18 protein-coding genes, 2 tRNA genes and 2 pseudogenes are annotated in these 24,448 nt (G+C 65.5%); 3 read left to right on the top strand and 19 right to left on the bottom strand.

The window, feature by feature from the left end; genetic code table 11:
* Nucleotides 1-9 precede the first annotated feature (9 nt).
* From ACVINW_RS30735 to ACVINW_RS30710, 6 genes are all read right to left on the bottom strand, one after another.
* Nucleotides 10-747 carry a PopZ family protein gene (locus ACVINW_RS30735; RefSeq protein ID WP_456754729.1) on the bottom strand — a complete coding sequence of 246 codons (738 nt, stop codon included), beginning with the start codon at nt 745-747 and terminating at the stop codon, nt 10-12.
* Between the two features lie 335 nt (nt 748-1,082).
* Nucleotides 1,083-2,465, bottom strand: a complete 1,383-nt coding sequence (locus tag ACVINW_RS30730; protein WP_456754728.1) for a TolC family outer membrane protein — start codon at nt 2,463-2,465, stop codon at nt 1,083-1,085.
* Nucleotides 2,466-2,676: 211 nt separating this feature from the next.
* On the bottom strand, nt 2,677-3,342 hold the full coding sequence (locus ACVINW_RS30725) for a protein-L-isoaspartate O-methyltransferase family protein (protein WP_456754727.1): 666 nt from the start codon (nt 3,340-3,342) through the stop codon (nt 2,677-2,679).
* A 123-nt stretch (nt 3,343-3,465) separates the two neighbouring features.
* Complete coding sequence (locus ACVINW_RS30720) at nt 3,466-3,645, bottom strand: hypothetical protein (RefSeq protein ID WP_076859518.1); 180 nt, start codon at nt 3,643-3,645, stop codon at nt 3,466-3,468.
* 136 nt (nt 3,646-3,781) lie between these two features.
* Nucleotides 3,782-3,856: transfer RNA gene (locus tag ACVINW_RS30715), tRNA-Asn, on the bottom strand.
* 253 nt (nt 3,857-4,109) lie between these two features.
* Nucleotides 4,110-4,595 carry an anthrone oxygenase family protein gene (locus ACVINW_RS30710; protein WP_456754726.1) on the bottom strand — a complete coding sequence of 162 codons (486 nt, stop codon included), beginning with the start codon at nt 4,593-4,595 and terminating at the stop codon, nt 4,110-4,112.
* Between the two features lie 92 nt (nt 4,596-4,687).
* Between ACVINW_RS30710 and ACVINW_RS30705 the strand changes: the two genes are divergently transcribed.
* A complete protein-coding gene (locus tag ACVINW_RS30705; protein ID WP_456754725.1) occupies nt 4,688-5,335 on the top strand; it encodes a TetR family transcriptional regulator in 648 nt (215 codons plus the stop codon).
* 12 nt (nt 5,336-5,347) lie between these two features.
* Here the strand turns inward: ACVINW_RS30705 and ACVINW_RS30700 are convergent, their stop codons facing one another.
* The 6 genes and pseudogenes from ACVINW_RS30700 to ACVINW_RS30675 form a co-directional block, all read right to left on the bottom strand.
* The gene (locus ACVINW_RS30700) at nt 5,348-5,731 is read right to left on the bottom strand and encodes a RidA family protein (RefSeq protein WP_456754724.1); all 384 of its coding nucleotides are present in this window, start codon (nt 5,729-5,731) and stop codon (nt 5,348-5,350) included.
* A 22-nt stretch (nt 5,732-5,753) separates the two neighbouring features.
* Nucleotides 5,754-7,001 (bottom strand): annotated as a pseudogene (locus ACVINW_RS30695) (acetamidase/formamidase family protein); the annotation flags it as partial.
* Nucleotides 7,002-7,084: 83 nt separating this feature from the next.
* Nucleotides 7,085-8,105: pseudogene (locus ACVINW_RS30690) on the bottom strand (helix-turn-helix domain-containing protein); the annotation flags it as partial.
* Between the two features lie 50 nt (nt 8,106-8,155).
* Nucleotides 8,156-9,397 carry an acetamidase/formamidase family protein gene (locus ACVINW_RS30685; RefSeq protein ID WP_456754723.1) on the bottom strand — a complete coding sequence of 414 codons (1,242 nt, stop codon included), beginning with the start codon at nt 9,395-9,397 and terminating at the stop codon, nt 8,156-8,158.
* 49 nt (nt 9,398-9,446) lie between these two features.
* Nucleotides 9,447-11,066 (bottom strand): amino acid ABC transporter permease/ATP-binding protein, encoded by a 1,620-nt coding sequence (locus ACVINW_RS30680; RefSeq protein ID WP_456754722.1) that lies wholly within the window; start codon nt 11,064-11,066, stop codon nt 9,447-9,449.
* A gap of 5 nt (nt 11,067-11,071) precedes the next feature.
* A complete protein-coding gene (locus tag ACVINW_RS30675; RefSeq protein ID WP_456754721.1) occupies nt 11,072-11,971 on the bottom strand; it encodes an ABC transporter substrate-binding protein in 900 nt (299 codons plus the stop codon).
* Between the two features lie 503 nt (nt 11,972-12,474).
* Here ACVINW_RS30675 and ACVINW_RS30670 point away from each other — a divergent pair.
* Nucleotides 12,475-12,657 (top strand): hypothetical protein, encoded by a 183-nt coding sequence (locus ACVINW_RS30670; protein WP_024584196.1) that lies wholly within the window; start codon nt 12,475-12,477, stop codon nt 12,655-12,657.
* Nucleotides 12,658-12,700: 43 nt separating this feature from the next.
* Here ACVINW_RS30670 and ACVINW_RS30665 read toward each other — a convergent pair.
* The 6 genes from ACVINW_RS30665 to ACVINW_RS30640 form a co-directional block, all read right to left on the bottom strand.
* Nucleotides 12,701-12,774 (bottom strand) — tRNA-Cys (locus ACVINW_RS30665).
* A gap of 55 nt (nt 12,775-12,829) precedes the next feature.
* A complete protein-coding gene (locus ACVINW_RS30660) occupies nt 12,830-13,555 on the bottom strand; it encodes a tRNA-uridine aminocarboxypropyltransferase (RefSeq protein ID WP_456754720.1) in 726 nt (241 codons plus the stop codon).
* Between the two features lie 37 nt (nt 13,556-13,592).
* Nucleotides 13,593-16,697 carry an efflux RND transporter permease subunit gene (locus ACVINW_RS30655; RefSeq protein WP_456754719.1) on the bottom strand — a complete coding sequence of 1,035 codons (3,105 nt, stop codon included), beginning with the start codon at nt 16,695-16,697 and terminating at the stop codon, nt 13,593-13,595.
* On the bottom strand, nt 16,694-19,822 hold the full coding sequence (locus ACVINW_RS30650; protein ID WP_456754718.1) for an efflux RND transporter permease subunit: 3,129 nt from the start codon (nt 19,820-19,822) through the stop codon (nt 16,694-16,696). Before ACVINW_RS30650 ends, ACVINW_RS30655 begins: the two co-directional genes overlap by 4 nt.
* Before the next feature lie 48 nt (nt 19,823-19,870).
* Nucleotides 19,871-21,328 carry an efflux RND transporter periplasmic adaptor subunit gene (locus ACVINW_RS30645; RefSeq protein ID WP_456754717.1) on the bottom strand — a complete coding sequence of 486 codons (1,458 nt, stop codon included), beginning with the start codon at nt 21,326-21,328 and terminating at the stop codon, nt 19,871-19,873.
* Nucleotides 21,318-22,787: an efflux transporter outer membrane subunit gene (locus ACVINW_RS30640; protein ID WP_456756538.1), complete on the bottom strand. Its 1,470-nt coding sequence runs from the start codon at nt 22,785-22,787 to the stop codon at nt 21,318-21,320. The genes ACVINW_RS30645 and ACVINW_RS30640 overlap by 11 nt, the downstream gene beginning before the upstream one ends.
* Nucleotides 22,788-23,227: 440 nt before the next feature.
* Here ACVINW_RS30640 and ACVINW_RS30635 point away from each other — a divergent pair, with 440 nt between their 5' ends.
* The gene (locus ACVINW_RS30635) at nt 23,228-23,629 is read left to right on the top strand and encodes a DUF2177 family protein (protein WP_456754716.1); all 402 of its coding nucleotides are present in this window, start codon (nt 23,228-23,230) and stop codon (nt 23,627-23,629) included.
* On the opposite strand, the gene ACVINW_RS30630 is transcribed toward ACVINW_RS30635, so the two are convergent.
* Entirely contained in the window at nt 23,618-24,433 is an 816-nt protein-coding gene (locus tag ACVINW_RS30630; RefSeq protein ID WP_456754715.1) for a DUF1295 domain-containing protein, read from the bottom strand. The two genes, ACVINW_RS30635 and ACVINW_RS30630, sit on opposite strands and share 12 nt — an antisense overlap.
* Between the last annotated feature and the right edge of the window lie 15 nt (nt 24,434-24,448).

Genomic DNA, 24,448 nt, shown 5'->3' with positions numbered 1-24,448 from the left:
CGCGCGGAGCTACCGCCCGCGGGAGACCCGCTCGATCTCGGCCTTGACGATCCGCTCGACCAGCCCCGGCAGGTTGTCGTCCAGCCAGGACTTCAGCATCGGCCGCAGCATCTCCTTGACCAGATCCTCCAGCGTCCGAGCATTGTTGCTCAGCACGGTGTTGGCCAGCGAGTTGAACGCGGACTCGACCGCTCGCATCGTGGTTCCGGAGATGATCTGCTGCATCGGCGCAGGCTCGCTTGCAGGCTGTTCGCGACCAGGTTCCTGCGCCCGGCTGCGGGCTTCGGTGAACTCGACATCATCTTGCGGCTCGACCTTGCGGAACGACGGCGCGGCTGCCGCAGGGGCAGGGTCCGGCAGTGCCATGTCGTCGGTGAGCTCGAACACGTCGGCTTCCGGTTGGGCTTCGGGCTGCGGAGACGGCCGGATCTCGGCCGCCGGCGTCGCCTCGTCGAGACTGGCGAGCAGCGAGTCGATGTCGTCCTGACTGTTGCTGGCCGGCGCCGGCGCAGGCGGCGGTGATTTCGGCGCGGTCGCGGCGGCCTTCGCGGCCGGTGGCGCTGCGGGCGGCGGGCTCTTCATCGCGGGCTTGGCTGCGGGCGGCGGCTCAACCTTCGGCGACGGCGGTGCGGCGGCCGCAGGCTTCTCGGCAGCGCCCGGCTTCGCCTCGTCGTCGGCAATGATGCGACGGATCGACGCCAGGATCTCCTCCATCGAGGGCTCTTGGACCTTCGCAGGTTGCGTCATCTCCGACTCCACATCGAAACTTATTTTACATCAAGCCCGAGAGGATTCGCCGGTTCCGATGATGCGGGCGGAGATTTTCACGGCTCCCGCCCGACTTGTCCCCAGATCAAGCCCGCCCGAGGCTTTGTGCAAGCTTCGTGTCGCCCACTGCAGCGTGACCACAGGTGGCGTCGCACCCGTCATCACGCTACGCCGGCGCGCCGCGAATCGGCTTGCTGCCCGATAAAACGGTATGTCAGGCCAATTATCGATTGCAAGCAAACGCGCCAGTCCGTGGTTCTGATTAGCTCAGAACCACAAACATGGCGCGACAAGCGACGATGAAGTGAAGGTGTTTAGCGGCCGTCGGGCGTGCGTACGCCGGCCCAATTGTCACGAACTTGCTGGTAATGCACGCTCGGATCGTAGACGCTGGTGGCAAGGCCCATCACCTGCGGCGACAGACGGCCGATGTAGTTCAGCACGTTGTAGGACGCGACGACGCGATCATGCTGCGCGGTGACCAGCGCGTTGCGCGCATTGACGAGCGCCTGCTGCGCGTTGAGCACGTCGAGCGTGGTGCGCTGGCCGGCCTTGGCTTCTTCGCGGACGCCGTTCAGCGCGATCTCCGACGCGGTCACCTGCGCCTGCGCCGATGCCACCTGCGACTTGCCGGCGATCAACTGGCCCCACGCGGTCACGACGTTGGCACGTGCCTGATCTCTTGTCTGTTCCAGGACCAGGCGCTGCTGCGCCAGCGATTCCTTGGACTGCCGGATCAGCGAGTATTCCGCACCGCCCTGATAGATCGGCAGCGTCAGCTGAACGCCGACCGAGGCATTGAAGAGGCGGTATACGGTCAACTGCGTTTCGTAGCCCTGGCTGACCGATGCCTGCAGCGCAACCGACGGCAGCAGCGCGCCCTCGGCAACCTTGGTCTGCAAGTAGTTGACGTCGACGCCGTACATCGCTGCGGTGACGTTCGGGTTCTGGGTCAGGCCGAGCTCGACGGCGGCCGACAGCGTCGCCGGCAGGTACCGGTCGACCGGCGAGCCCGGCGCCGGATTCTGCGGGTCGACACCGATGATGCGGCGGTAGTTCGAGCGCGTCGTCGTCAGGTTGGATTCCGCTGTCAGCTGCTGGGTCCTGCCCGCCGCAAGCTGTGCCTCGGATTGCGCGACGTCGGTTCGTGTCACTTCGCCGACGTTGAAGCGATCCTGGGTCTGCTTCAGCGTCTGTTCCAGCACGCGCGTATTGCTGCGCTGGACCTCGACGATGGCCGCGTCACGAAGATAGTCCATGTAGATGGTCGCCGCGGCCAGCAGCACGGACTGCTCGAGCGCACGCAATGCTTCGCGCGCCGACGACACCTGGCTTTCGGCGGCCCGCACCCTGGGCGCGGTCTGCGCGTTGTACAGCGATTGATTGGCGGTGAGGCTGACGGTCCGCTGCCGGCTCACGCCCGACACAGCCGGAGTTCCCTGCCCCAATTGCTCATCGGTATATTGTCCGCCCGCATTCGCGGTGAGCGAAACCTTCGGGCGGTAGCCCGAGAGCGCTTGCGGAACGTTTTCGTCGGTCGACCGCACCAACGCACGTTGTGCGTTCAGCTGGGGATTATTCTGGTAAGACCGCACCAGCGCGGATTCGATAGTTTCGGCGAGCGCGGGCACAGGGCCCATCTCCGCCAATAGAAGGACGGCAGTCGCAGCCGCGGTGATAGCCTTCACCCCACGCATCCCCGGTAATCCAATCATTGTAGTCGCCGTCTCCACACGCAAGTCGGTCCGGCGGTCGCCTCAGACGAAGTGAGTCCCGCCTCACCTTAGTCCGCAGCTAAGGGCAACGGAACTACCCCGCAACGGAACGCGGTCGAAACTCTTCACATGGGGCAAACGGGCCACACTTCTGATTCGGAACGGGATTTTATCAGCTGGCGCAGTGCGGTAGTCAGAAGACGAAGGCGGGCAGCCGCTCCAGTCCGGGCAGCACGGGAGCCGTGGCGTCGAACAGCTCACGATGGCCGAAATCCCCGTGGGAGTGCGTCACGAGGGCGGCGCGCGGCGGCGGCGTCAGGCCGAACACCCCGACCAGCCGGCCCCCCTCCTTGAGCTGGCCGAACAGCCCGGTGGGGAGAGCCTCGGTCGCGCCATTGAGGACGATGACGTCGAACGGCGCGCCCGCGGCATCGCCATCGGCGGCCGCAGCGGTCTTGACCGTCACATTCTGGATGCCGAGGCGGGCGAACACCGCGGTCGCCTTGGCGGCCAGCGCCGAATCGCTCTCGGTTGCGCTGACCTCGGCCGCAATGCGCGCCACGATGGCGGCGGCGTAACCGGTTGCGCAGCCGACCACCAGGACGCGGTCGGTGGCCTTGATCGCAGCGGCCTGCAACATCCTGGCCAGCAGCGCCGGCGTGATCAGGCAGCGCCTGGCCGTCCCACCCTCGCTGACATCGAGATCGAGATCGAGATAGGCGAGCGCCTGCTTGTCGGCCGGCACGAATACCTCGCGCGGCACGGTCAGCATGGCTTCGAGAATACGATCATCGGTGACGTCGCTCGGACGCACCTGACCATCGACCATGTACTGGCGCGCGGTCGAAAAACCGGTCATTGGCGGGACCCTGCAAATCGCGGCATTGCCGCTGGAGAAGCTCGAACAGGGCCATCTTTTGGAACAGGCTCCGCCAAAACGCAACACGGCGTTGGCGTGCAGGACATGCGCCGCGGCGCGCGCCTACTCGATCGTGACCGCCAGCCGGCCGATCAGGCGGGCCACTTCGTCAAGATGCTCGGAATCGTGCTCCTCGACGGCTTTTGCGAGCAGGCGAACGCACTCGTCATCACTGATGCAGGGGGCATCGTTCGGAACGAGCGTTGGCTGCGGCATCGACAGGTCGATCAGGTTAATGGCCATCAAAATCACCTCTCAAGACCCGGCAAGACGAAGTGTCGACGGCTATTGAGTCGATTTGACGACGTTTTTGGTTCTGCCGGTAACAGACCACAGGCTTGTGATTGGCGATGTCGGATGTTGATGGGGCCAGCAAAACTGGCTCCCCGGGCTGGATTCGAACCAGCGACCATTCGATTAACAGTCGAATGCTCTACCGCTGAGCTACCGAGGAATAGGCGAACAAGTGTTCGCGAGCGGGCAGCGTATAACAAAGCCTTTCGGGCTTGCAAAGAACCAAATGGGGCTCCGGCCAAACTTTAGCGGCGGACGGTAAACCTCTGCTGCACAAGGGTTTGCCGGCGTTCCAGGGCGGTGCAGGTCCGTCCCGGCTGTCCTGTCGGCGCCGTCGCGTGTCCGGAAGCACTCTGTCGGCGCGGCCATTGCGCCGCGCCGGCGATTCTGGCTCGGGCGTCCCCGCCCCCGCCTCATTCCGCAGCGATCGCGACGGTGAACAGCGCGGTCGCCGCCAGCGAGGCAACGGTCCGGACGTGGTTCCAGAAGGTCCAGTCGGTCAGATAGCGCGCCCAGACCGGCGCGGCCGCAGCGCTCGCGGGATCGGTGGCCGCAAGCTGATCGTTCAGCGGCACGTTGAAGACGGCGGTGACGACGAACATCCCGACGACATAGAGGATGCCGCCGCCGATCATAGGCATCGCGCCCGGCTCCTGCCAACGCAGCGCGCCGAGCACCACCAGCGCGGTACAGGACAGCGTGGTGCCGAGGAAGACCGGCATGAACAGCGAGCGGACAATGGCGACATCGATCGCGTTCATCGCCGAGATGCCGGCGGCCTGATCGATGCGGCCCAGCGCGGTCATGACGAAGGCCGAGAACGCGAAATAAACCCCGGCAAGCAGGCCGCAGCCGAGCGCAGAAAACCACAGCAAGCCCGAGGTCAGCATATGGCGCATCTCTCCACCCTCCAAATGCGAGAATAACTCGTATTTGTGAAATGCGATAAACTCTCGTATTAGAGACGTCAACCGGTTTGTGGAGGACAGCGATGACGAAACGAAAGGCCGCGCCGGCGGCGCGCGCCGCCCTGCCCGGGCTGGCGCGGATGGCCCCGACGCAGCAGCGCAGCCGCGATCGCTTCGAGCGTATCCTTGCCTGTGCGACCGAGATCATGGCGGAAAAGGGCAGCGAGGCGTTCCGCATGAGCGACATCGTCGCGCGCAGCGGCGTCGCCTTCGGCTCGCTCTATCAATATTTCCCGGATAAGGCCGCGATCATCGGCACGCTTGCGGAACGTCATAACGCCGCCGGGCGCGACTGCGTCAGGCGCGACCTTTCCGTGGTCACGACCGCACGCGATCTGCATCCTGCGCTCTGCCGGATCGTCGACAGCTACTACGAGATGTTCATGCGCGAGCCGGGCGTGCGCGACATCTGGCAGGCGACCCAGGCTGACCGCGCGCTGCAAAAGCTCGATGCCGAGGACATGGCCGTGCTCTCGGGCCTGTTGTCCGATGCGATCAAGCGGGTCGCGCCCGGCATGCCGGCCGCAACCCTTGCCACGCTCTCGGGACTGACGATGACGCTGATCGCAGCCGCGGTACGTCACGCCATCACGCTGCCGCCGAAGAAGGCGCGGCAGGCGCTGACGCAGTTCAAGGCCATGCTGCCGCGCGACCTGACCGATCTGGGATGACGTCAGCGGCCGTCACGGCCGTCGGCACACCAGGTCGATTTCGATCAGCGCGTCATAGGCAAGCCCGGTGACGCCGACGCACGTTCGCGCCGGCAGGCGATCCGGCGGGAAGAACGTCCGGTAGGTCTCGTTCATCGCGGCATAGTCGTCGTTGAAACGCGTCAGATAGATCCGCGACATCACGATATGCTCGAGGCCGAGACCAAGGCCTGCGAGCACGACACGCAGGTTCTCCATCACGGCGTTCGTCTGGGCGACGATTCCATCCGGCAGCACGCCGGGCGTCGCCGGCGTATCCGGCATCTGACCGGTCACGAACACGAAGCCGTCAGTCTCGACGGCATGGCTGAACGGCGCGACCGGCTTCGGTCCGCCTGCAATCATATGGAATTTCACTGTTGGTCTCCGCTTTGCGCGATCAGCCGTCGCAGAACAGCCGTTTGCTCAGAATGGCGTGCACGCCCCAATTGCCATCGACCACCTGGGTCACGCCGAAGTCAACCGCCGCCGACATCAGCGCGATCGCCTCGTCCTCGCTCAGGCCTTTGACGCTCATCAGGAAGCGACGCATCTTGCGGAAGGCATCCTTCATCGCGAGATCGAGCGACGACTTGGCGTAGACCTCGCTCTGCCCCTGCGCGCCGAACTCGGCGAGATAGTTGGGATGGCTAAATCCGGTCAGCACCCAGTCGGTCCCGGTCTCGATCAGGGGATAGCTCAGGTCGGCGAAGGGCTGTCCGGTGTGGCTGCCTTTCTTGTGCAGGATCACCTGGAACGTGCCTGTCATCGAGCATTCGATCGCAGTGCCGCTGAGCTCGCCGTCGCCTTGCGCCGCGTGGGGATCGCCGACGGAAAGCAGCGCGCCCGGCACGGCCACCGGCAGATAGACGGTCGAGCCCTTGCCAAGCCGCCAATTGTCGAGATTGCCGCCGAAATAGGACGGCGGCACCGAGTCGACGAAATCGACCTCGCGCGGTGCCACCGCGATCACGCCGAAATGCGGCCGCAGCGGAATGCGGATGCCGTCAAGCACGGCATGGCGGCGCTTGACGCTGCCGGGCGCAACCGGGACGCCGGGATAATCATAGGTCGCGTGCACCACGCCGGACGGATCGGTCTGCGGCTCCCAGCGATAGGAGTAGAGCGCCCGGGCATGCGATGAACCGTCTCCACTGGGAAATATCTCGTAGATGGTGACGACCTCGCGCGGCTTCGGACCGGCGAGAAATTCGCCGTAATGATAGCCCCACCAGGCGGCGACGCTGGAGCCGAACACACGGCCTTCGAACTGCGGGTGGCGGCTTGGCCGCGGCACGATGTCGAGGATGCGCACCTCGAGCACGTCGCCGGGCTGCGCGTCCTTCACCGCGATCGGGCCGGTGCAGATATGCACGCCGAACCCCTCGCCCGCCCCGCGCCCGAACACCGAGGCATCCATCGGGCCGGCGCCACGCCGATCCACATTCTTGCGATCCGCGGTCCAGCCGAACACGCTCTCCGCACCGGGATCGCCCGAGATCATCCGCTCCGGATCGTCGGAGGCATGCTGCGAGAGCGTCTCGATCGTGATGGTGTCGCCCGATGCGATCTCGGCCTGCGGCGGCAGCGTGCGGCTGAAATAGCCCCAGTGAACCTTGTCCGCCTCGACCGCGAGGTGATGGTGCGCCTGTGCGTCAAGAATACCATGAACCGCACCATGAACCGCGCGGTCATCGTCGCGCGACACTGCCGCGGTTTTCGGCGAGGTCGCCACCGGCGGATGCGTGCGCAACTGTGCCAGCGCATCCTGCGGCCAGCCGCGCTGGCCGATCGACGCGGGGGCTGCGCGTTCAGCCTCCTGTTGGCGGAATTCGCGTGGCGGCAGACCGAAGCGATGGCGGAAGGCGCGGCTGAAATGAGCAGAATCGCTGAAGCCGAAGCGATAGGCGATCTCGGAAATCGAGCGATGCGCCTCGCCCGGATTGGACAGGTCGGCCCAGGCACGCTGCAGCCGGCGCTCGCGCACATAGTGCGTGAAATTGTCGCCGACCCCCTCGAACAGCTTCTGCAGGTAACGTTCCGAAATCCCTTCGGCCTGCGCGACGCTCGCCGGCGCAAGGTTGGGATCGTCGAGCCGCCGCTCGATCGCCTGGCAGATCCGGTGCAGGGTCGCAGCCTGCGATGCGGTATGGCGGGCATCGGGGGCCGCACCGGCGAACTGATGCGCAATGGTGAGCAGGAGATCGGCCATGGCCTGCGCCACGGTCATCCATGCGCTGTCGTCCAGCGTCTCCAGCGTCCGCGCGGTCGCATCGAGCATGCGGGAAAAGACAGCGGCCACGCCGCCCGGCGCCACCACGCGCGCCTCGCCCAGCCGCAGCTTGCCGGGAATCCGGCCGTGCAGCGCGTCCGGCGTCACCGACAGCACGATCGCCCGCATGTCGCGCTGGAACACGACGCTGCAATCCCCGCTCCTCGGCAACAGCAGCAAGTGGCCGACCGGAACGATCTGATGGCTGGCGCCATGCCGCAGCATCACGCCGTCGTCGATCGGCAGCAGCGCAATCGGGAGGCCCTCGGCGCCCTGCGGCAATGGCGCCACCGTCTGCGCCCCCGCGGCGATCCGGGTCAGCGCGATCCCGGCAGCGCTGCGGTGCGAGGCGGTGGCATGGCCATCATAAGGAGGCCTGGCGGGGTCCGGCCGCAGGCCAATGGCGCCCAGCACGTCCCGCCACGCCTCGGGCCGGTCATCCTGCGCATAGGATTCGCTCGTGTACGGACGGAAGCTCATCGCATCGACCCAATCGGGGTCGATCGAAGCAACCTGCGTGCCAGTTGCGCCTAATCGCACCTGAACACGTTCTTCCGGATGGTGCCGTGCACGCCCCAATTGGCATCGACGACCTGGGTGACGCCGAAGTCGGCGCCGACCGACATCAGGGAGATCGCCTCGTCCTCGCTGAGCCGATGTACCGTCATCAGGAACCGGCGCAGCTTGCGGAACGCGTCGCGCATCGCCCGGTCGAGGCTGGAATGGCTGGCGATCTCGGTCTGGGCGTTGGCGCCGAGCTCGGCGAGGTAGTTCGGATAGGTGAAGCCATAGACCGACCAGGCCTGCTCGGTTTCCAGCATCGGATGGGTCAACCCTTCCAGCGCGGTACCGCCGAGATCGTTCTTCTTGTGCAGGATGAATTCGAAATCGCCGGTCAGCGAGGTCTCGATCGCGGTGCCGCCGAGCTCGCTGTCGCCCTGGGCGGCATGGGGATCGCCGACCGAGAAGAAGGCCCCGGGCACGGCCACCGGATAGTACATCCGCGCGCCCTTCCCGATCCGCCAGTCGTCGATATTGCCGCCGGTATAGCTCGGCGGGATCGAGCTGACGAAATCCGCTTCCGACGGCGCCAAGCCCATGGTGCCGAAATGCAGCCGCGCCGGCACCTTGACGCCCGTCAGGATGTTCTCGCGCTTGCGGATGGTGCCGTGATCGACCCGCACGCCGGGATAATCGATGGTCGGATGAACGATGCCGTCGGGATCGGTCTGCGGCGTCCAGACGTAGTTGTAGACCGCCTTGGCGAAGGGTTCGCCCGAAGTGTCGAGCTCGAAGATGGTTACGACCTCGCGCGGCTTCGGCTCCTCGATCAGGTCGTGATAGTGAAAACCCCAATTGGCCGCGACGTTGGAGCCGAAGCAGCGGCCGGCGTGGCAGGCGCTGCAACTCGGCCGTGGCTTGATGTCCAGGATACGCACTTCAAGGACATCGCCCGGCTCGGCATTCTCGACCGCGACGGGACCCGTGAGCAGATGAACGCCGAGCCCCTCGCCGGAGCCGCGTATGAACGGCGCGTCGGTTGAGCCGGCACCGCGGCGCGCCACCGCCTTGTGCTCGCGCGTCCAGTGAAACACGCTTTCGGCGCCCGGATCGTTCGCGATCATCCGCTCGTAGTCGTCGTTGGCGTGATGGGTCAGCGTTTCGATCGTGGCGCGATCGCCCGAAAGCAGCGTGAGCGCGGGCGCGACCTTCTTGCTGAAATAACCCCAGTGAACGGTCGCCGGCGAAACCGGCAGATTGAAGTGCCTCATGCAAATGCCTCTTCGATGGATCGGAGGATCGTCCGGTCGCCGGTCGCGTTCATCGCACCGTCTCCGGCGTTTTGTCGGCGTCCATCACGTTGAGGAAACGCGCCGTGACGGGGTTGCGCGGGTTGGAGAGCACCTCGTGCGCCGGTCCCTCCTCGAGGATGGCGCCGCCGGTGAGGAAGGCGACGCGGTCGGCCACCTCGTCGGCGAAACGGATCTGGTGGGTCGAGATGATCATCGTGAGGCCGTCATCGACCGCCAGCCGCCGGATCACTTCGAGCACCTCGTTGACGAGCTCGGGGTCGAGCGCCGAGGTCGGTTCGTCGAGCAGCAGCACGCTCGGGTTTGGCGCCAGCGCGCGTGCAATCGCCACCCGCTGCTGCTGGCCGCCGGAGAGATGACGCGGCAGCGCATCGGCGCGATGGCTGAGGCCGACGCGGTCGAGCAGCTCGCTCGCCCGGCGGTCGGCATCGACCCGCGTCATTCCGTGGACCCAGCGCAGCGGCCCCGCGATGTTCTCCTTCGCCGTCAAATGGCTGAACAGGTTGAACTGCTGGAACACCATCCCGACGCCGACGCTGGCGCGCTCATTCGCGATTGCGCGCGGCGACAACGCCTTGCCGTGTTCGGAAAAGCCGAGACGGCGTCCGCCGACCCGAACGGTGCCGGCGTCCCAGTCCTCCAGATGATTGATGCAGCGAAGCAGCGTGCTCTTTCCGGAGCCACTGGGCCCGAGCAACGCCACGACTTCGCCGACGCGCACCGTCAGGTCGACGCCGTTAAGCACGGCCTGCGCGCCGTAGCTCTTGCGCAAGTCCCTGACCTCGACCGCAACGTTGTTGCGCGCGATCGCCGCGGCCCGCCTGGCGCGCCCCTCCGCCGACAGAACGCGCGTCGCCGGTGGCGGGATGTCAGCGGGCGGCACCGCGACCTCGATACCGGGCGCGGCCTTTTCGACCAGCGCGAGCACGGCTTCAGGATCGCCGCGCCGCCACGGCAGGAGATCCGCAAGACCGCGCTGGCGCCGGTCGAGATCGAGCATCCGCTCCAGCACGAGCTGGATCAGGCTGACGGCGCCCGTCAGCACCAGATACAGCAGGCCGGAGGCAAAAAAGATCGAGAAGAAGTCGAACGTCGAGGATGCAAGCTGCGTGCTTCGGAGCGTCAATTCCTGCACGGCGATCACCGAGGCGAGCGACGAATTCTTCAAGGCGCTGACGGCCTCGTTGCCGAACGCCGGGATCATGGTCCGGATCGCCTGGGGGGCCACCACCCGCCGCAGCAGCACGGATGGCGTCATGCCCAGTGCCTGCCCGGCGGCGAGTTGTCCGCGATCGACGCCCAGCACACCGGCGCGCAACATCTCGGCGATGAAGGGAGCTTCGTTACAGGCCAATGCGAGACCTGCCGCGAGGATCGCCGGCAGCTTGATGCCGATATGCGGCAGCGCGTCGTAGGCAAACACCATTTGCAGGATCAGCGGCGTGCCGCGGAAGATCACGGTGTAGCCCCGCGCCAACCCTGCCAGCAGCCCGAACCGGCTGAGCTGCATCGAGGCGAGGATCAACCCCAGCAGCAGCCCGCCGCCGAGCCCGAGGGCAGTCACCTGGAGGGTGATCTCGATGCCCTCGAGCAGATACGACAGACTGAGATAGTGCAGGAACAGCGACATCAGGATCAGTTGACGGTCAGCAGTCCCGGCTCTTTCAGGTTATTGGGGTCGAGATCCCACTTCTTCAGAAGCGCGAGCTGATCGCCGGATTTGTGGATTTCAGTCAGCGCCGCCATCACGGCTTCACGGAACTTGGGCTTGTCCTTCGGCACGGCGATGCCGACCGAATACGGAATGGTGACCGCAACCGCCTTTTCGAGCTTGTCGGGATAGGCCTTCACGGCGTTGTCGACCGTGTTGACGTCGTTGACGTAGGTGTCGGCGCGCCCCGCCAGGATGGCCTGGATGCAGTTCGCGTTGTTGTCGTAGAGCTGCAGCGTCGGCTCCGGCTTGCCGGCGGCCTTGCATTGCGGAATCAGCGCCTGCACCAGCGGCACCTCGACGAAGCCCGTATTCTCGGCGGCTGCGGCGCCGCACAGCGACAGATTGATGCCGTTGATGCCCTTGGGATTGCCCTTGGCGACCAGCACGCCGTCGAACACCTTCGAATAGGTGATGAAGTCGGCCGCCTTGGCCCGCTCTTCGGTGGCATAGATGTCGGAGATGACGATGTCGGCCTGCCCGCTCGCCAATGTGGTGAGCAGCGCAGCGAACGTCACCGCCTTGTAGGTCAGCTTGAAGCCGAGACACTCGCCGATCTCCTCGCCGAGATCGATGTCGAAGCCGACATATTTGCTGGGATCCTTCGGATCGATCGCTTCATAACCCGGTGTATGCGGGTTGATGGCGTTGACCAGCGTCTTGCCCTTCCAGTCCGGATATTTCGCCTGCAATGCGGCGCATTCGGCAGGCGCAGCCTGGGCGCCAACCGGCGTCAAAAGCCCGGCGGCGGCGACGGCACTCAATATCGCCAGGCACACTGAACGCGACGCGCGCCATCCACTCCCACAAAGCCAATTTTGCATATTGCCAACTCCTCCGAATTTGTCATGGCAAGGCCATGTCCCAAAACTCGACGGAAAGGCTACGGGGAACGATGCCGGGAAGGCTTGTCCCGGGACGTACAAAAAATTGGATCAGCCGGGCCTGAGAATTGGGCAGGCCTGCTCAAGATTCATCCGTGACGCCCGCCGATCCATTGCTGATCTCTTGGGATCGCGTGGTTGCTCGCGCACCGCGACACGCGACCGACGGCCAGCTTGCCCTCGCTGTCACGTCTCCCTAAAATTCCTGCGATATTTGACGGCTATGAATACTGCCGGACAGTCCGGAACAGTTTTTCGAAACATGTGATTTGTCTCACACGAGGTGCGGCCATGCCGACCTAGGTTCCCCCCGCGGGAGGGGTATCAGTGATTCATTAACCAAGCCGGGCGCCATCGTTCTTTTCATAAAATTCGAACGAATCGCTCAATCCGGACCGAAGACAGTTTTGCGACCATTGCGCTCTCGAACCTCGGAGAGCGCGATGAGCGAAGTCGAATTTGATCTGCTGCTGGACGCCGTGCGTACGGCAATCGCGCCCATTGCTCAGGAGGATTTCGTGGCTCAGCCCTCGCCCCGTATTCAGCCGCCGCCGCGTGCTGCCAATGACAACCAGGCGCCGTGGCCGCTGATTCCGTTTCCTGAAGGTTGGTATGCCGCAAGCTAATGCGGCTTCTCATTGATCGGCTGCAAGCCATTGATGAGATGAATGGAGGCCACGACCAGAATTGAACTGGTGTACACGGTTTTGCAGACCGTTGCGTAACCACTCCGCCACGTGGCCCCTTGCGGCGCACTTCATATACGCCCTCTCTCAGATAGGCAACCAAGCCCAATAGCTATCGCCGACGCTTCCGATAGTCCCGTTTCCTGGGTTTTGGCGCCAATTCCGGCATTTTGGCCTGGACTTCGCGGAATCTCGCCAGCATCCGCTCGAAACTGTCGGTTAACGTTGCTGCGATATCGGGCCGCTTTTGCAGCCCGGCCAGCAGGATCGCGGCCGCTTCGATGGTGGACAGGCCGTCGCGACGCGGTTCCCGGCGCAGCTTGCCGTAGCGCGAGGGCTTTTTCGGCCCGAGAATCACCCGCTGGCACTTCAGCATCCAGGCATTGCGCCACCACAGCGCCTTGGCCTGGCTCCAGGTGCCGTCGAGCAGCACGACCCCCTCGATATCGGACAGGATGGCGCGCTGGTGCGGCTCCAGTTCGCCCTTGCGGTTGATCGCGACGATCTCGGCCTCGGTCTCGAGCTCCTCGACCTTGGCCGAGCCGAGATAGAGCACCGCCCAGCGCGACGGATCAGGCACCGGCCGGCCGAGCGCCTTGGCGAGGCTCGGCCAGGACAGCCCGATCCGCACCACGGCGTTCTCGAAATGCTGCGCCAACAGCCGCGCGGTGCCGAGCGCCCGGTCCTGCTCCTGCGGATGGATCAGGATCAGCAGCTGGATGCGGCTCTCGATCGGGGTGACGCTGTCGCAGATGCAGAGCGGCAGCGGCTTGCCGCAATGCGGGCACTCCTCGATCTCGGCAACAACGTCGGCTTTGACTTCGGTCGGGTCGGACATGGCTCCGCTATACGCGCGCGGAGCTGTACAATTCAACCTATTCCGCCGGGGCGTGCACGCCCGACGGCTCGCGGCGCTGGCGCAGCCGGTCGATCAGGAGATAGATCACCGGCGTGGTGTAGAGCGTCAGGATCTGCGACACGAACAGGCCGCCAATGATGGTGATGCCGAGCGGCCGGCGCAGCTCGGTGCCCGGACCGGTCGCAATGACCAGCGGAATGCCCGCGAACAGCGCGGCCATGGTCGTCATCAGGATCGGACGGAAACGGGCCCGGCAGGCCTCGAAGATCGCGTCCCGCGACGACAGCCCCTGATGCCGCTCCGCGTCGAGCGCGAAGTCGACCATCATGATGCCGTTCTTCTTGACGATGCCGATCAACAGGATGATGCCGACGAAGGCGATCACGGTCAGCGGCGTGTTGGTCACCTGCAACGCCAGCAACGCGCCGAGGCCGGCTGACGGCAGGGTCGAGATGATCGTAATTGGATGCGCCAGGCTCTCATAGAGCACGCCGAGCACGATATACATCGCGATCAGCGCGCCGAGGATGAGCAGCGGCTGCCGCCCGCTGGTCTTGTTGAAGTCGCCGGCATTGCCGTCGAAGCTGCCGCGAATGCCCTCCGGCATGTGCAGCTCGTTGACCGCCTGCTGGATGTTGGTGGTCGCGACCTCGAGCGGCACGTCGGGCAGCAGGTTGAACGACACGGTGGTCGAGGGGAAGCCGCCGGAGTGGAAGACCGCGAGCGCCGACAGTCCGCGCTGATAGTGCACCAGCGCCGACAGCGGCACCTGCACGTCATTGGCGCCTGCGACATAGATGCGCTCGAGGTTCGACGGATCGCTCTGGAATTTCGGATCGATCTCGAGCACCACGACGTACTGGTTGCGCTGGGTGTAGATGTAGGAGATCTGCCGCTGCGAGAACGCGTTGTTGAGCGCGTTGTCGATGTCCTGCACCCGGACGCCGAGGCTGGAAGCGGTCTTGCGGTCGATCACGAGGTTGAGCTGCAGGCCGCCGGGATCGCGATCAGATGACACGTCGGTGATGCCCTCGACGGTCTCCATCCGCTTGGCGACCAGCGGCGCCCATTTCTGCAACAGCTCGAGATCGGTCGAAGCGAGCGTGTACTGGTAGTCGGAATCGCTCTGGCGGCCCCCGGTGCGGATGTCCTGGGCGGCGAACATGAACAGGCGGATGCCCGGCACCATGAACAGATTGCGGCGCAGCCGGTCGATCACCTGCGCGGTCGATAGGCCTGCCCGCTCCTCGGGCGGCTTCAGGCTGATGAACATGGTGCCGCGGTTGGAGGTGGCGCCGCCCGGGCCGCCGCCGGAGCCGACCGACGAGCCGATGCCGGCGACCGCCGGGTCGGCCATCACGATGTCGGCGAGCCGCTGCTGCAGCTGGAGCATCGCCTGGAACGAGATATCCGCCGACGCCCGCGTCGAGCCGATCACAAAGCCGCTGTCGTCGGTCGGGAAATAGCCCTTCGGCGTCTTGATGTAGAGCGTCACCGTCAGCGCGACGGTAGCGAAGAACACCACCAGGGTCAGGAAGGGATAGCCGAGCACGATCCGCAGCGTCGACGCATAGAACGCCACGACGCGCGACAGCGTGCCCTCGATGGCGCGGTCGTACCAGGTGGCGCGATCCGAGGTCGCCTCCCTGATGTAGTGCGCGCAGATCATCGGCGTGATCGTCACCGACACCAGCGTTGACACGATGATGGCAAAGGTCAGGGTCAGCGAGAATTCGCGGAGCAGCCGGCCGACGATGCCGTCCATGAAGATCAGCGGGGTGAAGGCCGCGATCAGCGACAGCGAGATCGACAGCACCGTGAAGCCGATCTGCTTGGCGCCCTCGACCGCCGCCGGATATGGCGCCATGCCCTGCTCGAGGTTGCGGTACATGTTCTCGATCATCACGATGGCGTCGTCGACCACGAAGCCGACCGAGATCGCGAGCGCCATCAGCGACAGATTGTCGATCGAGAAGCCGGCGAGCCACATCCCGGCGCAGGTGCCGGCCAGCGCCAGCGGCACCGAGACGCCGGCCGCGATCGTCGGCACCACACGACGCAGGAACACGAACACGACGACCATCACGAGCACCGCGGTCGCCAGCAGCGTGAACTGCATGTCCTCGACGCTGGCGCGGATCGTTCCGGTACGATCCACCAGGGTCGAGATCTCGACGCCGGCCGGAATCCACTTCTTCAGTTCCGGCAGCAGCCGGCGCACGCTGTCGACGGTATCGATGACGTTGGCGTCGCCCTGCTTGGTGATCTGGATCAGCACCGCCGGCTGCTTGTTGAACCAGGCAATCGAGCGCGAGTTGCGGACGGAATCCTCGACCTCGGCGACATCAGAGAGGCGGACGAAATTGCCGTTCGAGCTCTTGATGATGATGTCGCGGAACTCGGCCGCGGTGCGCATCTGCTTGTTGATCGAGAGCGTCTCGCTCAGCCGCTCGCCATTGAAGATGCCGACCGGGCCGAGCGGATTGGCATTGATGATCGCGGTCCGGACGTCGTCGGTCGCGATCCCGGCATTCGCCAGCGACACCGGGTTGAGCGCGATGCGCACCGCCGGTTGGTCGGCGCCGCTGACGGTGACCTCGCCGACCCCAGGCACCTGCGAGATGCGCTGCGCCAGCACAGTGTCGGCGACGTCGTACATCGCGCTGGTCGAAATCGTCTTCGAGGTCAGCGCCAGCACGAACACCGGCGCCGCGGCCGGATTGGCCTTGCGGAACTTGGGCAGCGACGGCAGGTCGCTCGGCAGATCGGCGAGCGAGGCGTTGATCGCGGCCTGCACGTCGCGCGCGGCGCGGTCGATATCGCGGCCGATCGAGAACTGCACCTGGATGCTGGTGGTGCCGAGCGAGCTCGTCGAGGTGATCTGGTCGACGCCCGAGATGGTGCCGAGCTTGCGCTCCAGCGGCGCGGCGACGGTCGCGGCCATGACAGAGGGATCGGCGCCGGGCCGCGACGCCGACACCCGGATGGTCGGGAAGTCGACATTCGGCACCGAAGAGACCGGCAGGAACTCGTAGGCGACGATCCCGACCAGGAACAGCCCGATCGCCAGCAAGGTGGTGCCCACCGGCCGGCGGATGAAGGGCTCCGAGATCGAGATCACTGCATGCCCTCGGTGGCTCCCGCGATCGGCGGGCCGCCCCGGCCCGGCTCCGGCACCGCCCGCTCGATCCGGCGATTGAGCCGGTCGAGCGCCAGATAGATCACGGGCGTGGTGTAGAGCGTCAGCAGCTGGCTCAGCAGCAGGCCGCCGATGATCGAGATGCCGAGCGGAAAGCGCAGCTCGGCGCCGGTGCCGCTTTCGATCGCGAGCGGCAGCGCGCCGAACAGCGCCGCCAGGGTCGTCATCATGATCGGCCGGAAGCGCAGCAGGCAGGCCTGCACGATGGCATCATAGGACGACATGCCCTGATGCCGCTCGGCCTCCAGCGCGAAGTCGATCATCATGATAGCATTCTTCTTGACGATGCCCATCAACAGGATGATGCCGATCAGGCCGATCACCGAGAGGTCCTGCCCGCACAGCATCAAGGCGAGGATGGCGCCGACGCCGGCCGAGGGCAACGTCGACAGGATGGTGATCGGATGGATGTAGCTCTCATAGAGCACGCCGAGCACGATGTAGATCGTGATGATCGCGGCCAGGATCAGCCAGGGCTGTCCGGCCAGCGAGCGCGCGAATTCGGCGGCGTCGCCGGAATAGATCCCGACGATGCTGCCGGGCATTCCGATCCGGGTCTCGATTGCCTTCACTGCCACCACGGCATCGCCAAGCGCCTCGCCCGGCGCTAGGTTGAAGCTCAGCGAGACCGACGGGAATTGCGCCTGGTGCGAGATCGCGAGCGGCGCCGTGGTGCGGATCAGCGTCGCCACCGCCGACAGCGGCACCTGCGCGCCGTTGGCTCCGGGCAGATACAGTTTGTCGAGGATCGAGGGGTCGCGCTGGTACATCGGCAGCGCCTCGAGCACCACGCGGTACTGGTTGGCCTGGCCATAGATCGTCGAGATCTGCCGCTGAGCGAAGGCATCGTTCAGCGTGTCGGTAACACCCTGCAGACTGACGCCGAGCTGGCCGGCGCGCTGGCGGTTGATGTCGAGCGCGGCGCGCAAGCCGCCGTCCTGCGCTTCCGACGAGACATCGCGGAAGATCGGGTCGCGCCGCATCTCGGCGACCAGCTTCTGCGCCCATTGCGAGACCTCGGCGGCGTCGGTCGCGGTCAGCGTATACTGGTATTGCGAGCGGCTCGACTGGGTCGAGATCTGCACGTCCTGCACCGGCTGGAAGTAGACGGTCATGCCGGGCACCGTCGCGACCTTCTGCTTGAGCCGCTCGATCACCTTGACGACGCCGTCGCGCCGCTCGTCGAGCGGCTTCAAGGTCATGACCAGGCGGCCGACATTGGTGGTCGGATTGACCGAGCCCGAGCCGATCACCGAGACCACGCCGACCACATCAGGGTCGGCCTTGATGAGCTCGGAGACAGCGCTCTGCCGCCGCTGCATCTCGGCGAACGACACATCGGGGCCGGCCTCGGTCACCGCCGTGATCGAGGACGTGTCCTGCAACGGCAGAAAACCCTTCGGCGCCAGCACATACATGATGAGCGTCAGCGCGATGGTCGCGAACGTCACCAAGAGCGTCGCGCGCTGACGCTGCAGCACCCAGAGCAGCGTGCGATGGTAGAACTCGACCATCCGGTCGATGAAGCGGCTGACCGCGGCCAGCCCCGGCACCGCCATCTCCTCATGGATGTTCTTGAGCAGCCGCGAGCACATCATCGGCGTCAGCGTCAATGAGACGATCGCCGAGGTCACGACCGCGATGGTCAGGGTCAGCGCGAATTCCCGGAACATGCGGCCGACCAGGCCGGACATGAACAGCAGCGGGATGAACACGGCGATCAGCGAGACCGTCAGCGAGATCACCGTGAAGCCGATCTCGCTGGCGCCCCTCAATGAGGCCTCCATCACCGTCTCGCCGTCTTCCATGTGGCGGACGATGTTCTCGATCATGACGATGGCGTCGTCGACCACGAAGCCGGTTCCGATGGTCAGCGCCATCAGCGACAGATTGTCGAGGCTGAAGCCGGCGAAATACATGATGCCGAAGCTCGTGATCAGCGACAGCGGCAAGGCCACGCCGGCGATCAGGGTCGCGCGCAGCGACCGCAGGAACAACAGCACCACCAGGGTCACCAGCACGACGCTGAGGATCAGCGTGAACTGCACGTCGTGGACCGAGGCGCGGATCGTCACGGTGCGGTCGGACACGACGGTCAGCTTGACGCCGGCCGGGACCGCGCGCTGCAACCGCGGGATTTCGCCGCGGATCTGCTTGACCACGTCGATGACGTTGGCGCCGGGCTGGCGCTGGATGTCGATGATGACGGCCGGCGTGCCCTGGTACCAGCCACCGGTGCGGTCGTTCTCCAACCCGTCGACGATCTGCGCGACGTCGCCGATCGTGACCGGCGAGCCGTTGCGATAGGCGATGATGATCGGCCGGTAGGCGTCGGCGGCGGCGATCTGGTCGTTGGCGGCGATGGTGTAGGATTGCTGCGCGCCGTCGAGTGAGCCCTTCGGCCCCGACACGTTGGCGCCGGCGATCGTGCTGCGCAGATCCTCCATAGCGATGCCGTAGGCAGCGAGCCGCGCCAGATCGGCCTGCACGCGGACCGCAGGCTTCAGGCCGCCGAGGATCGAGACCCGGCCGACGCCGGAAATCTGGCTCAGCCGTTGGCCGAGGATCGTGTCGGCGAGATCGCTCATCGCGCGCAGCGAGATCGTGTCCGAGGTCAGCGCCAGGGTCATGACCGGCGCGTCCGCCGGGTTCACCTTGGCGTAGACCGGCGGATACGGCAGCGTCTTCGGCAGGATACCCGCCGCGGCATTGATCGCGGCCTGCACGTCCTGGGTGGCGCCGTCGATATCGCGGTTGAGATCGAACTGCAGCGAGATCTGGCTGACGCCGAACGAGCTCGTCGAATTCATCGACGACAGCGACGGGATCTGGCCGAGCTGCCGCTCCAGCGGCGCCGTGATCAGCGAGGCCACCACGTCGGGGCTTGCGCCCGGCAATTGCGTCGTCACCTGCACGGTCGGGAAATCGACCTGCGGCAGTGCGGAGACCGGCAACGCCCAATAGCCGAGCGCGCCGCCGATCATCAGCGCGATGCCGAGCAGCGAGGTGGCGATCGGCCGGCGGATGAACGGTTCGGAGACGCTCATGGCTGCGTGCTCGCTGGTAGGTCGGACATTACGAGGTCAGGATGTCGGTCATGGCTGCGCCTTCGGCGTGCCGCCCGACTGTTCGCTCCCCGCCGCCGGTGCAGGCGCCGGTCCGGTCTGCCCCTTCTGATCGCCGTCGCTATGCTCGCGGCGGCCGCGGTGCTCGCCGTTCTTGCCTTGACCGTCCTGCCTGCCGTCCTTGCTTTGGCCGTCGCCCTGCGCCCCGCCGCGCTTGCCATCGGGATTGCGGCTGCGCTTGCGCGGCGCGAGATCGGCTGCCGGCGGCCCCTCGTCCTTGCCGACCACGACCTTTGCGCCATCGGAGAGATTGGCAAAGCCCGTGGTCACGACGCGATCCGATGTGGTCAGGCCGCTGGCGATGACGGCCTCATGCTCGTTCTGCTGCGTGACTGTCACCGGCTTGGCGGTGACGACGTTGTCCTCACCGATCACGTAGCTGAAGGTACCGGCGGGACCGCGCTGCACGGCCGAGGTCGGCACCACGATCGCCTGGGCCAAGGTCTCGACCTTGAGGCGAACGTTGACGAACTGGCCGGGCCAGAGCTGGTAGCTGGCATTCGGCAGTTCGGCCTTCAGCTTCAGCGTGCCGGTGGTCGGATCGACCTGGTTGTCGATCCCGGTGAGCTTGCCGGTGTCGATCACGGTGACGCCGTCATTGCCGAACACGTCGACCGCAAGCTGGCCCTTCGCGGCGGCGGCGTTGACCCGCATGATCTGCTGCTGCGGCAGGCTGAACCACACCGCGATCGGCTGCAACTGGGTCAGGATCACGAGCCCGGTGGTGTCGGAGGCGTGGATGATGTTGCCCTGGTCGACCTGGCGCAGGCCGGCGCGGCCTGCGATCGGCGCCACGATCTTGGTGTAGCTCAGCGTCGCCGCCGCATTGTCGATCGCGGCCTGGTCGGCCTTGATCAGCGCCTCCTGCTGCGCGACCAGCGCGCGTTGCGTGTCGGCCTGCTGCTTGGAGCCGGCATTGGTCGACGCCAGCTGTTCATACCGGGCGAGGTCGAGCTTCTGGTTGGTGAGCAGCGCGACATCCTGCGCCTTCTTGGCGACGGCCTGGTCGTACTGCGCTTGATAGATCGCGGGATCGATCTCGCCCAGCACGTCGTCCTTCTTGACGTCCTGGCCTTCGACGAAATTCACCTTGAGCAGCTTGCCGTCGACCTGCGAGCGCACGGTGACGGTGTTGAGCGCCTTCACCGAGCCGACGCCGTCAAGATAGACCGGCGCGTCATGCAGCTGCGGCGTCGCCGCCAGCACCGGCACCGGCAAATCGGGCCGCGCGCCTGCGCCGCGCCCGCCGCCTCCGCCCTGCTTCGGCTGGAACGCGAGCCAGCCGAGATAGCCGAGCCCGCCCAGGATCACGAGCGTAATGAGCAGCGATACCATGCGCCCAAGCAGGCGCGAGATCAGGCTCCGCTTGCGCGGCGCAGTGCTTTTCTCGTCGTCCTTGCCGTTTTTGGAGTCGGGCTTAAAGAGCATCGACCGGTCTTTCCATCTTCGGTTCCCAGCCGCCCCCCAGTGCCTGATAGAGGCTCACGATCGCCAAAAGCCGGGCCAATTGGGCCTGCGAATAGGCATCTTCCGCCTGAAACAAGGTCAGCTGCGTGTTTAGCACAGTTACGATGTCGGCAGTGCCGGCCTTGAGCTGCTGCTCGGCGAGGTCAAAGGCGCGGCGTGACGACGACAGCACGTCGCGCTGCAATTGCAGCCGCCGCGTGGTCTCGCGGATCGCGACCAGCGCGTTGTCGACATCGGTGAACGACTGCACGACGGTCTTGCGGTAGGTCTGCAGCAGTTCGTCCTGCCGCGCCTTTGCGTTCTCGAAATTGCCGAGGATCCGGCCACCGTCGAAGATCGGCTGCGTCATGCTGCCGACCAGGTTGAAGAAGGCCGCGTGCGGCTGGAACAGCGAGACCAGCGCCTGGCTCTGGTAACCGCCCGTTCCGGTCAGCTGGATGCTCGGAAAGAACTGCGCCCGCGCGCTGCCGACATTGGCCGTGGCGGATGCAAGCTGCGCCTCCTGCCGGCGAATGTCAGGACGCTGGGTCAGCAATTCCGACGGCAGGCCCGGCGTGACGCGGGGGATCGCGACGGAGTTGAGCGAGCCGCCGGCGACGCGCACGCTCTCGGGCGGCCGCGACACCAACACCGCGAGCGCGTTGATGTTCTGGTCGAGCGTCTGCCGCAACGGCGGCACCAGCGCGCGCTGATTGGCGAGCACGCTCTCCTGCTGGGCGACGTCGAGATCGGAGCCGGTGCCGGCCTTGAAGCGCTCCCGGATCGCATTGAGGATGCGCTCGGCGCTGGCGATGTTGCGCTGCGCGGTGCGTAGCCGATCTTGCGTCGCGAGCACCGTGAAATAGGCGTTGGCGACGCTTGCCAGCGTGGTCAGCGCCACCACCTCGCGGTCGAACCGGTCGGCGACCGCGGTCTCCTCCGCCGCCTGCGCGGCGTCGCGGTTCTGGCCCCAGAAATCGAGCTGATAGCTGGCGCTCAGCGAGGCATTGTAGTTCACCACCTCGCGCCCGCCATTGGTGAGGCCGCTGGCGCTGGAGCCGGACGTCCGCGAGTAGGTTTCCGAGCCATTGAGATTGACGGTCGGCAGCAGCGCGGCGCCAGCCTGCCGCGCCAGCGCGTCGGCCTGGCGGAAGCGCGCCACGGCCGCGGCGATGTCGAGGTTGACGGTCTGCGCCTCCTCCATCAGCTGTGTCAGCTCCTTGGAGCGGAAGCCCCGCCACCAGTCGAGCGTCGGAAGCGCGTCGCCCGGCCGGCTCAGGCGCGCCACCTTGTAGCCCTGGGGCACGTCGAGCGCCGGATCGGGGATGTCCTGGGTCAGGATGCAGCCGGCGGAGCCCGCGACCAGGCCGAGGGCGACCAGCGAGCGTCCCGCGAGCCGTCGCAGGCGGACAACGAGGCCGAAATGGCCTCCAGGCACCATCGCGGACGCGGTCTGGATCACACCCGTTCTCCGCCGCAGCCAGACTTCGCCTGTGGCGCACGAATGACGCGTTCAGCGATGGTCTGGGTAACGTTCACGGGGCAATGCTTTCAATGGAACCTGCTTGTCCATTCTACCCTCGGGATGATGGGGCGGACAGCCCTGTCAGGATTGCGCGACGTCGCGTCCACCGTGATTCGTCGCCACCCCAAATGGCGACTTTCCCCCATTTTTGCAGCGTTTCCGCGCCTTCGGGCGATATCTCAGCCGCTCGGATTCTAACAAAGATTTCATGGGGATTTCTTCACCCCTGTTGCGCCGAATCCGCAATTTCGGGCGCCTTACCCTGCGTTACCATGATCCAGACGCCATGATCCGTCGTTACCTTCCAGCAAGTCGCACCTTGCGGCTGATAGCGGCGTTCAACCTTCGGACCCGACATGACCTATCTCTACGCTTACCTCTCGACGTTGCTCGTCTTCCTACTCTGCGACATGGCCTGGCTTGGAACGATGGCGAGCCGACTATACCGTCCGACGCTCGGGGACATCCTGTCGACCGAAGTAAACCTGCCCCCGGCGATCGTCTTCTACCTGATCTACCCAGTTGGGCTGGTGGTGTTCGCCGTACTCCCTGCCCTAAAGTTGGGAAGCCTCGGCTCGGCCGCGCTCAGCGGCGCACTGCTCGGCTTTTTCAGCTACATGACCTACGATTTGACGAACCAGGCGACATTGCGGAACTGGACCGTCCAACTCACCCTGCTCGATGTCACTTGGGGGACATTGCTCGGTGCGATTTCCGCGACGATGGCCTGTCTCGTGACAGCGAGGTTAGTGGCCTGACGTCGGCTTCGGGAACGGAAAGAACGGCCGGGTTCGCGCCTGCACGTCGCGGAATTGCTGACCGCGCGAGCGCACCATGTGCTGTTCGAGCGGCGGCACGCCGGATACATGAACCAGAACCCAGTACATACAGGCAGGCGCCAGGAGCGTGATCCAGCCGGCTGGGTACCAAGCGTCGATGGCAATCAGCGGATAGGCCAACCAGCACACCCATTCGAAGAAATAGTTCGGATGACGCGACCACTTCCACAGCCCGACTTCACAGACCCGATGTCGGTTGGCAGGGTCCGAGCGAAATTTGCGTAGCTGCGCGTCGGATGACGCCTCCCCGATCAAACCGGTGAGCAGCAGCAGCGCGCCGAGCAGATCTCCAAACCCCAGCCCGGGGCGCGGGTTATGCGCAGCGAGCGCGACTGATGCCGCCAGGATCAAACCGACTGCTGCCTGCGCCTGCAACTGCAGGAACATGCGCCTATCGGCCGTCGCGCCCCATTGTTCGATCAGGTCGCGGTAGCGCGGATCGTCGCCGGCTTTCCAGGTTCGCAGCAGCAGATGACCACCGAGCCGGAGCGACCAGATCGCGACCAGCAGCGCCACCACGAGCTGCCGCTCGCTGGCCGTCCCGCCCTGCGGGACCGGGACGAGGCTGGCCGCGCAAGCAACCAGACCGGTCCCGAATGTCCAGCAGACGTCGATCCATCCGGTAGCGTCTGTTCGTCGCTGAATTTGCCAGGCGATCGTCATGAGCGCAGACAGCACAAGAGCCATGACGATGAACTGGGAGATCAACTGAAGCAGGCTCATGGAGAGCATCTTCCG

This window comes from Bradyrhizobium sp. USDA 4461, from assembly GCF_054055655.1.
The sequence above is the reverse complement of the archived record's forward strand: the minus strand, read 5'-3'. Positions and strand labels throughout refer to the sequence as shown.

Coding starts and splice junctions, on each gene's coding strand:
- ACVINW_RS30680 (WP_456754722.1), bottom strand. CDS start 11,066: ATGTCGCTGTTCCTGCACTATCTCAGTCTGTCGTATCTGCTCGAGGGC.
- ACVINW_RS30720 (WP_076859518.1), bottom strand. CDS start 3,645: ATGGCCATTAACCTGATCGACCTGTCGATGCCGCAGCCAACGCTCGTT.
- ACVINW_RS30675 (WP_456754721.1), bottom strand. CDS start 11,971: ATGCAAAATTGGCTTTGTGGGAGTGGATGGCGCGCGTCGCGTTCAGTG.
- ACVINW_RS30640 (WP_456756538.1), bottom strand. CDS start 22,787: ATGGTGCCTGGAGGCCATTTCGGCCTCGTTGTCCGCCTGCGACGGCTC.
- ACVINW_RS30685 (WP_456754723.1), bottom strand. CDS start 9,397: ATGAGGCACTTCAATCTGCCGGTTTCGCCGGCGACCGTTCACTGGGGT.
- ACVINW_RS30635 (WP_456754716.1), top strand. CDS start 23,228: ATGACCTATCTCTACGCTTACCTCTCGACGTTGCTCGTCTTCCTACTC.
- ACVINW_RS30730 (WP_456754728.1), bottom strand. CDS start 2,465: ATGCGTGGGGTGAAGGCTATCACCGCGGCTGCGACTGCCGTCCTTCTA.
- ACVINW_RS30725 (WP_456754727.1), bottom strand. CDS start 3,342: ATGACCGGTTTTTCGACCGCGCGCCAGTACATGGTCGATGGTCAGGTG.
- ACVINW_RS30710 (WP_456754726.1), bottom strand. CDS start 4,595: ATGCGCCATATGCTGACCTCGGGCTTGCTGTGGTTTTCTGCGCTCGGC.
- ACVINW_RS30650 (WP_456754718.1), bottom strand. CDS start 19,822: ATGAGCGTCTCCGAACCGTTCATCCGCCGGCCGATCGCCACCTCGCTG.
- ACVINW_RS30705 (WP_456754725.1), top strand. CDS start 4,688: ATGACGAAACGAAAGGCCGCGCCGGCGGCGCGCGCCGCCCTGCCCGGG.
- ACVINW_RS30660 (WP_456754720.1), bottom strand. CDS start 13,555: ATGTCCGACCCGACCGAAGTCAAAGCCGACGTTGTTGCCGAGATCGAG.
- ACVINW_RS30670 (WP_024584196.1), top strand. CDS start 12,475: ATGAGCGAAGTCGAATTTGATCTGCTGCTGGACGCCGTGCGTACGGCA.
- ACVINW_RS30735 (WP_456754729.1), bottom strand. CDS start 747: ATGACGCAACCTGCGAAGGTCCAAGAGCCCTCGATGGAGGAGATCCTG.
- ACVINW_RS30645 (WP_456754717.1), bottom strand. CDS start 21,328: ATGCTCTTTAAGCCCGACTCCAAAAACGGCAAGGACGACGAGAAAAGC.
- ACVINW_RS30630 (WP_456754715.1), bottom strand. CDS start 24,433: ATGAGCCTGCTTCAGTTGATCTCCCAGTTCATCGTCATGGCTCTTGTG.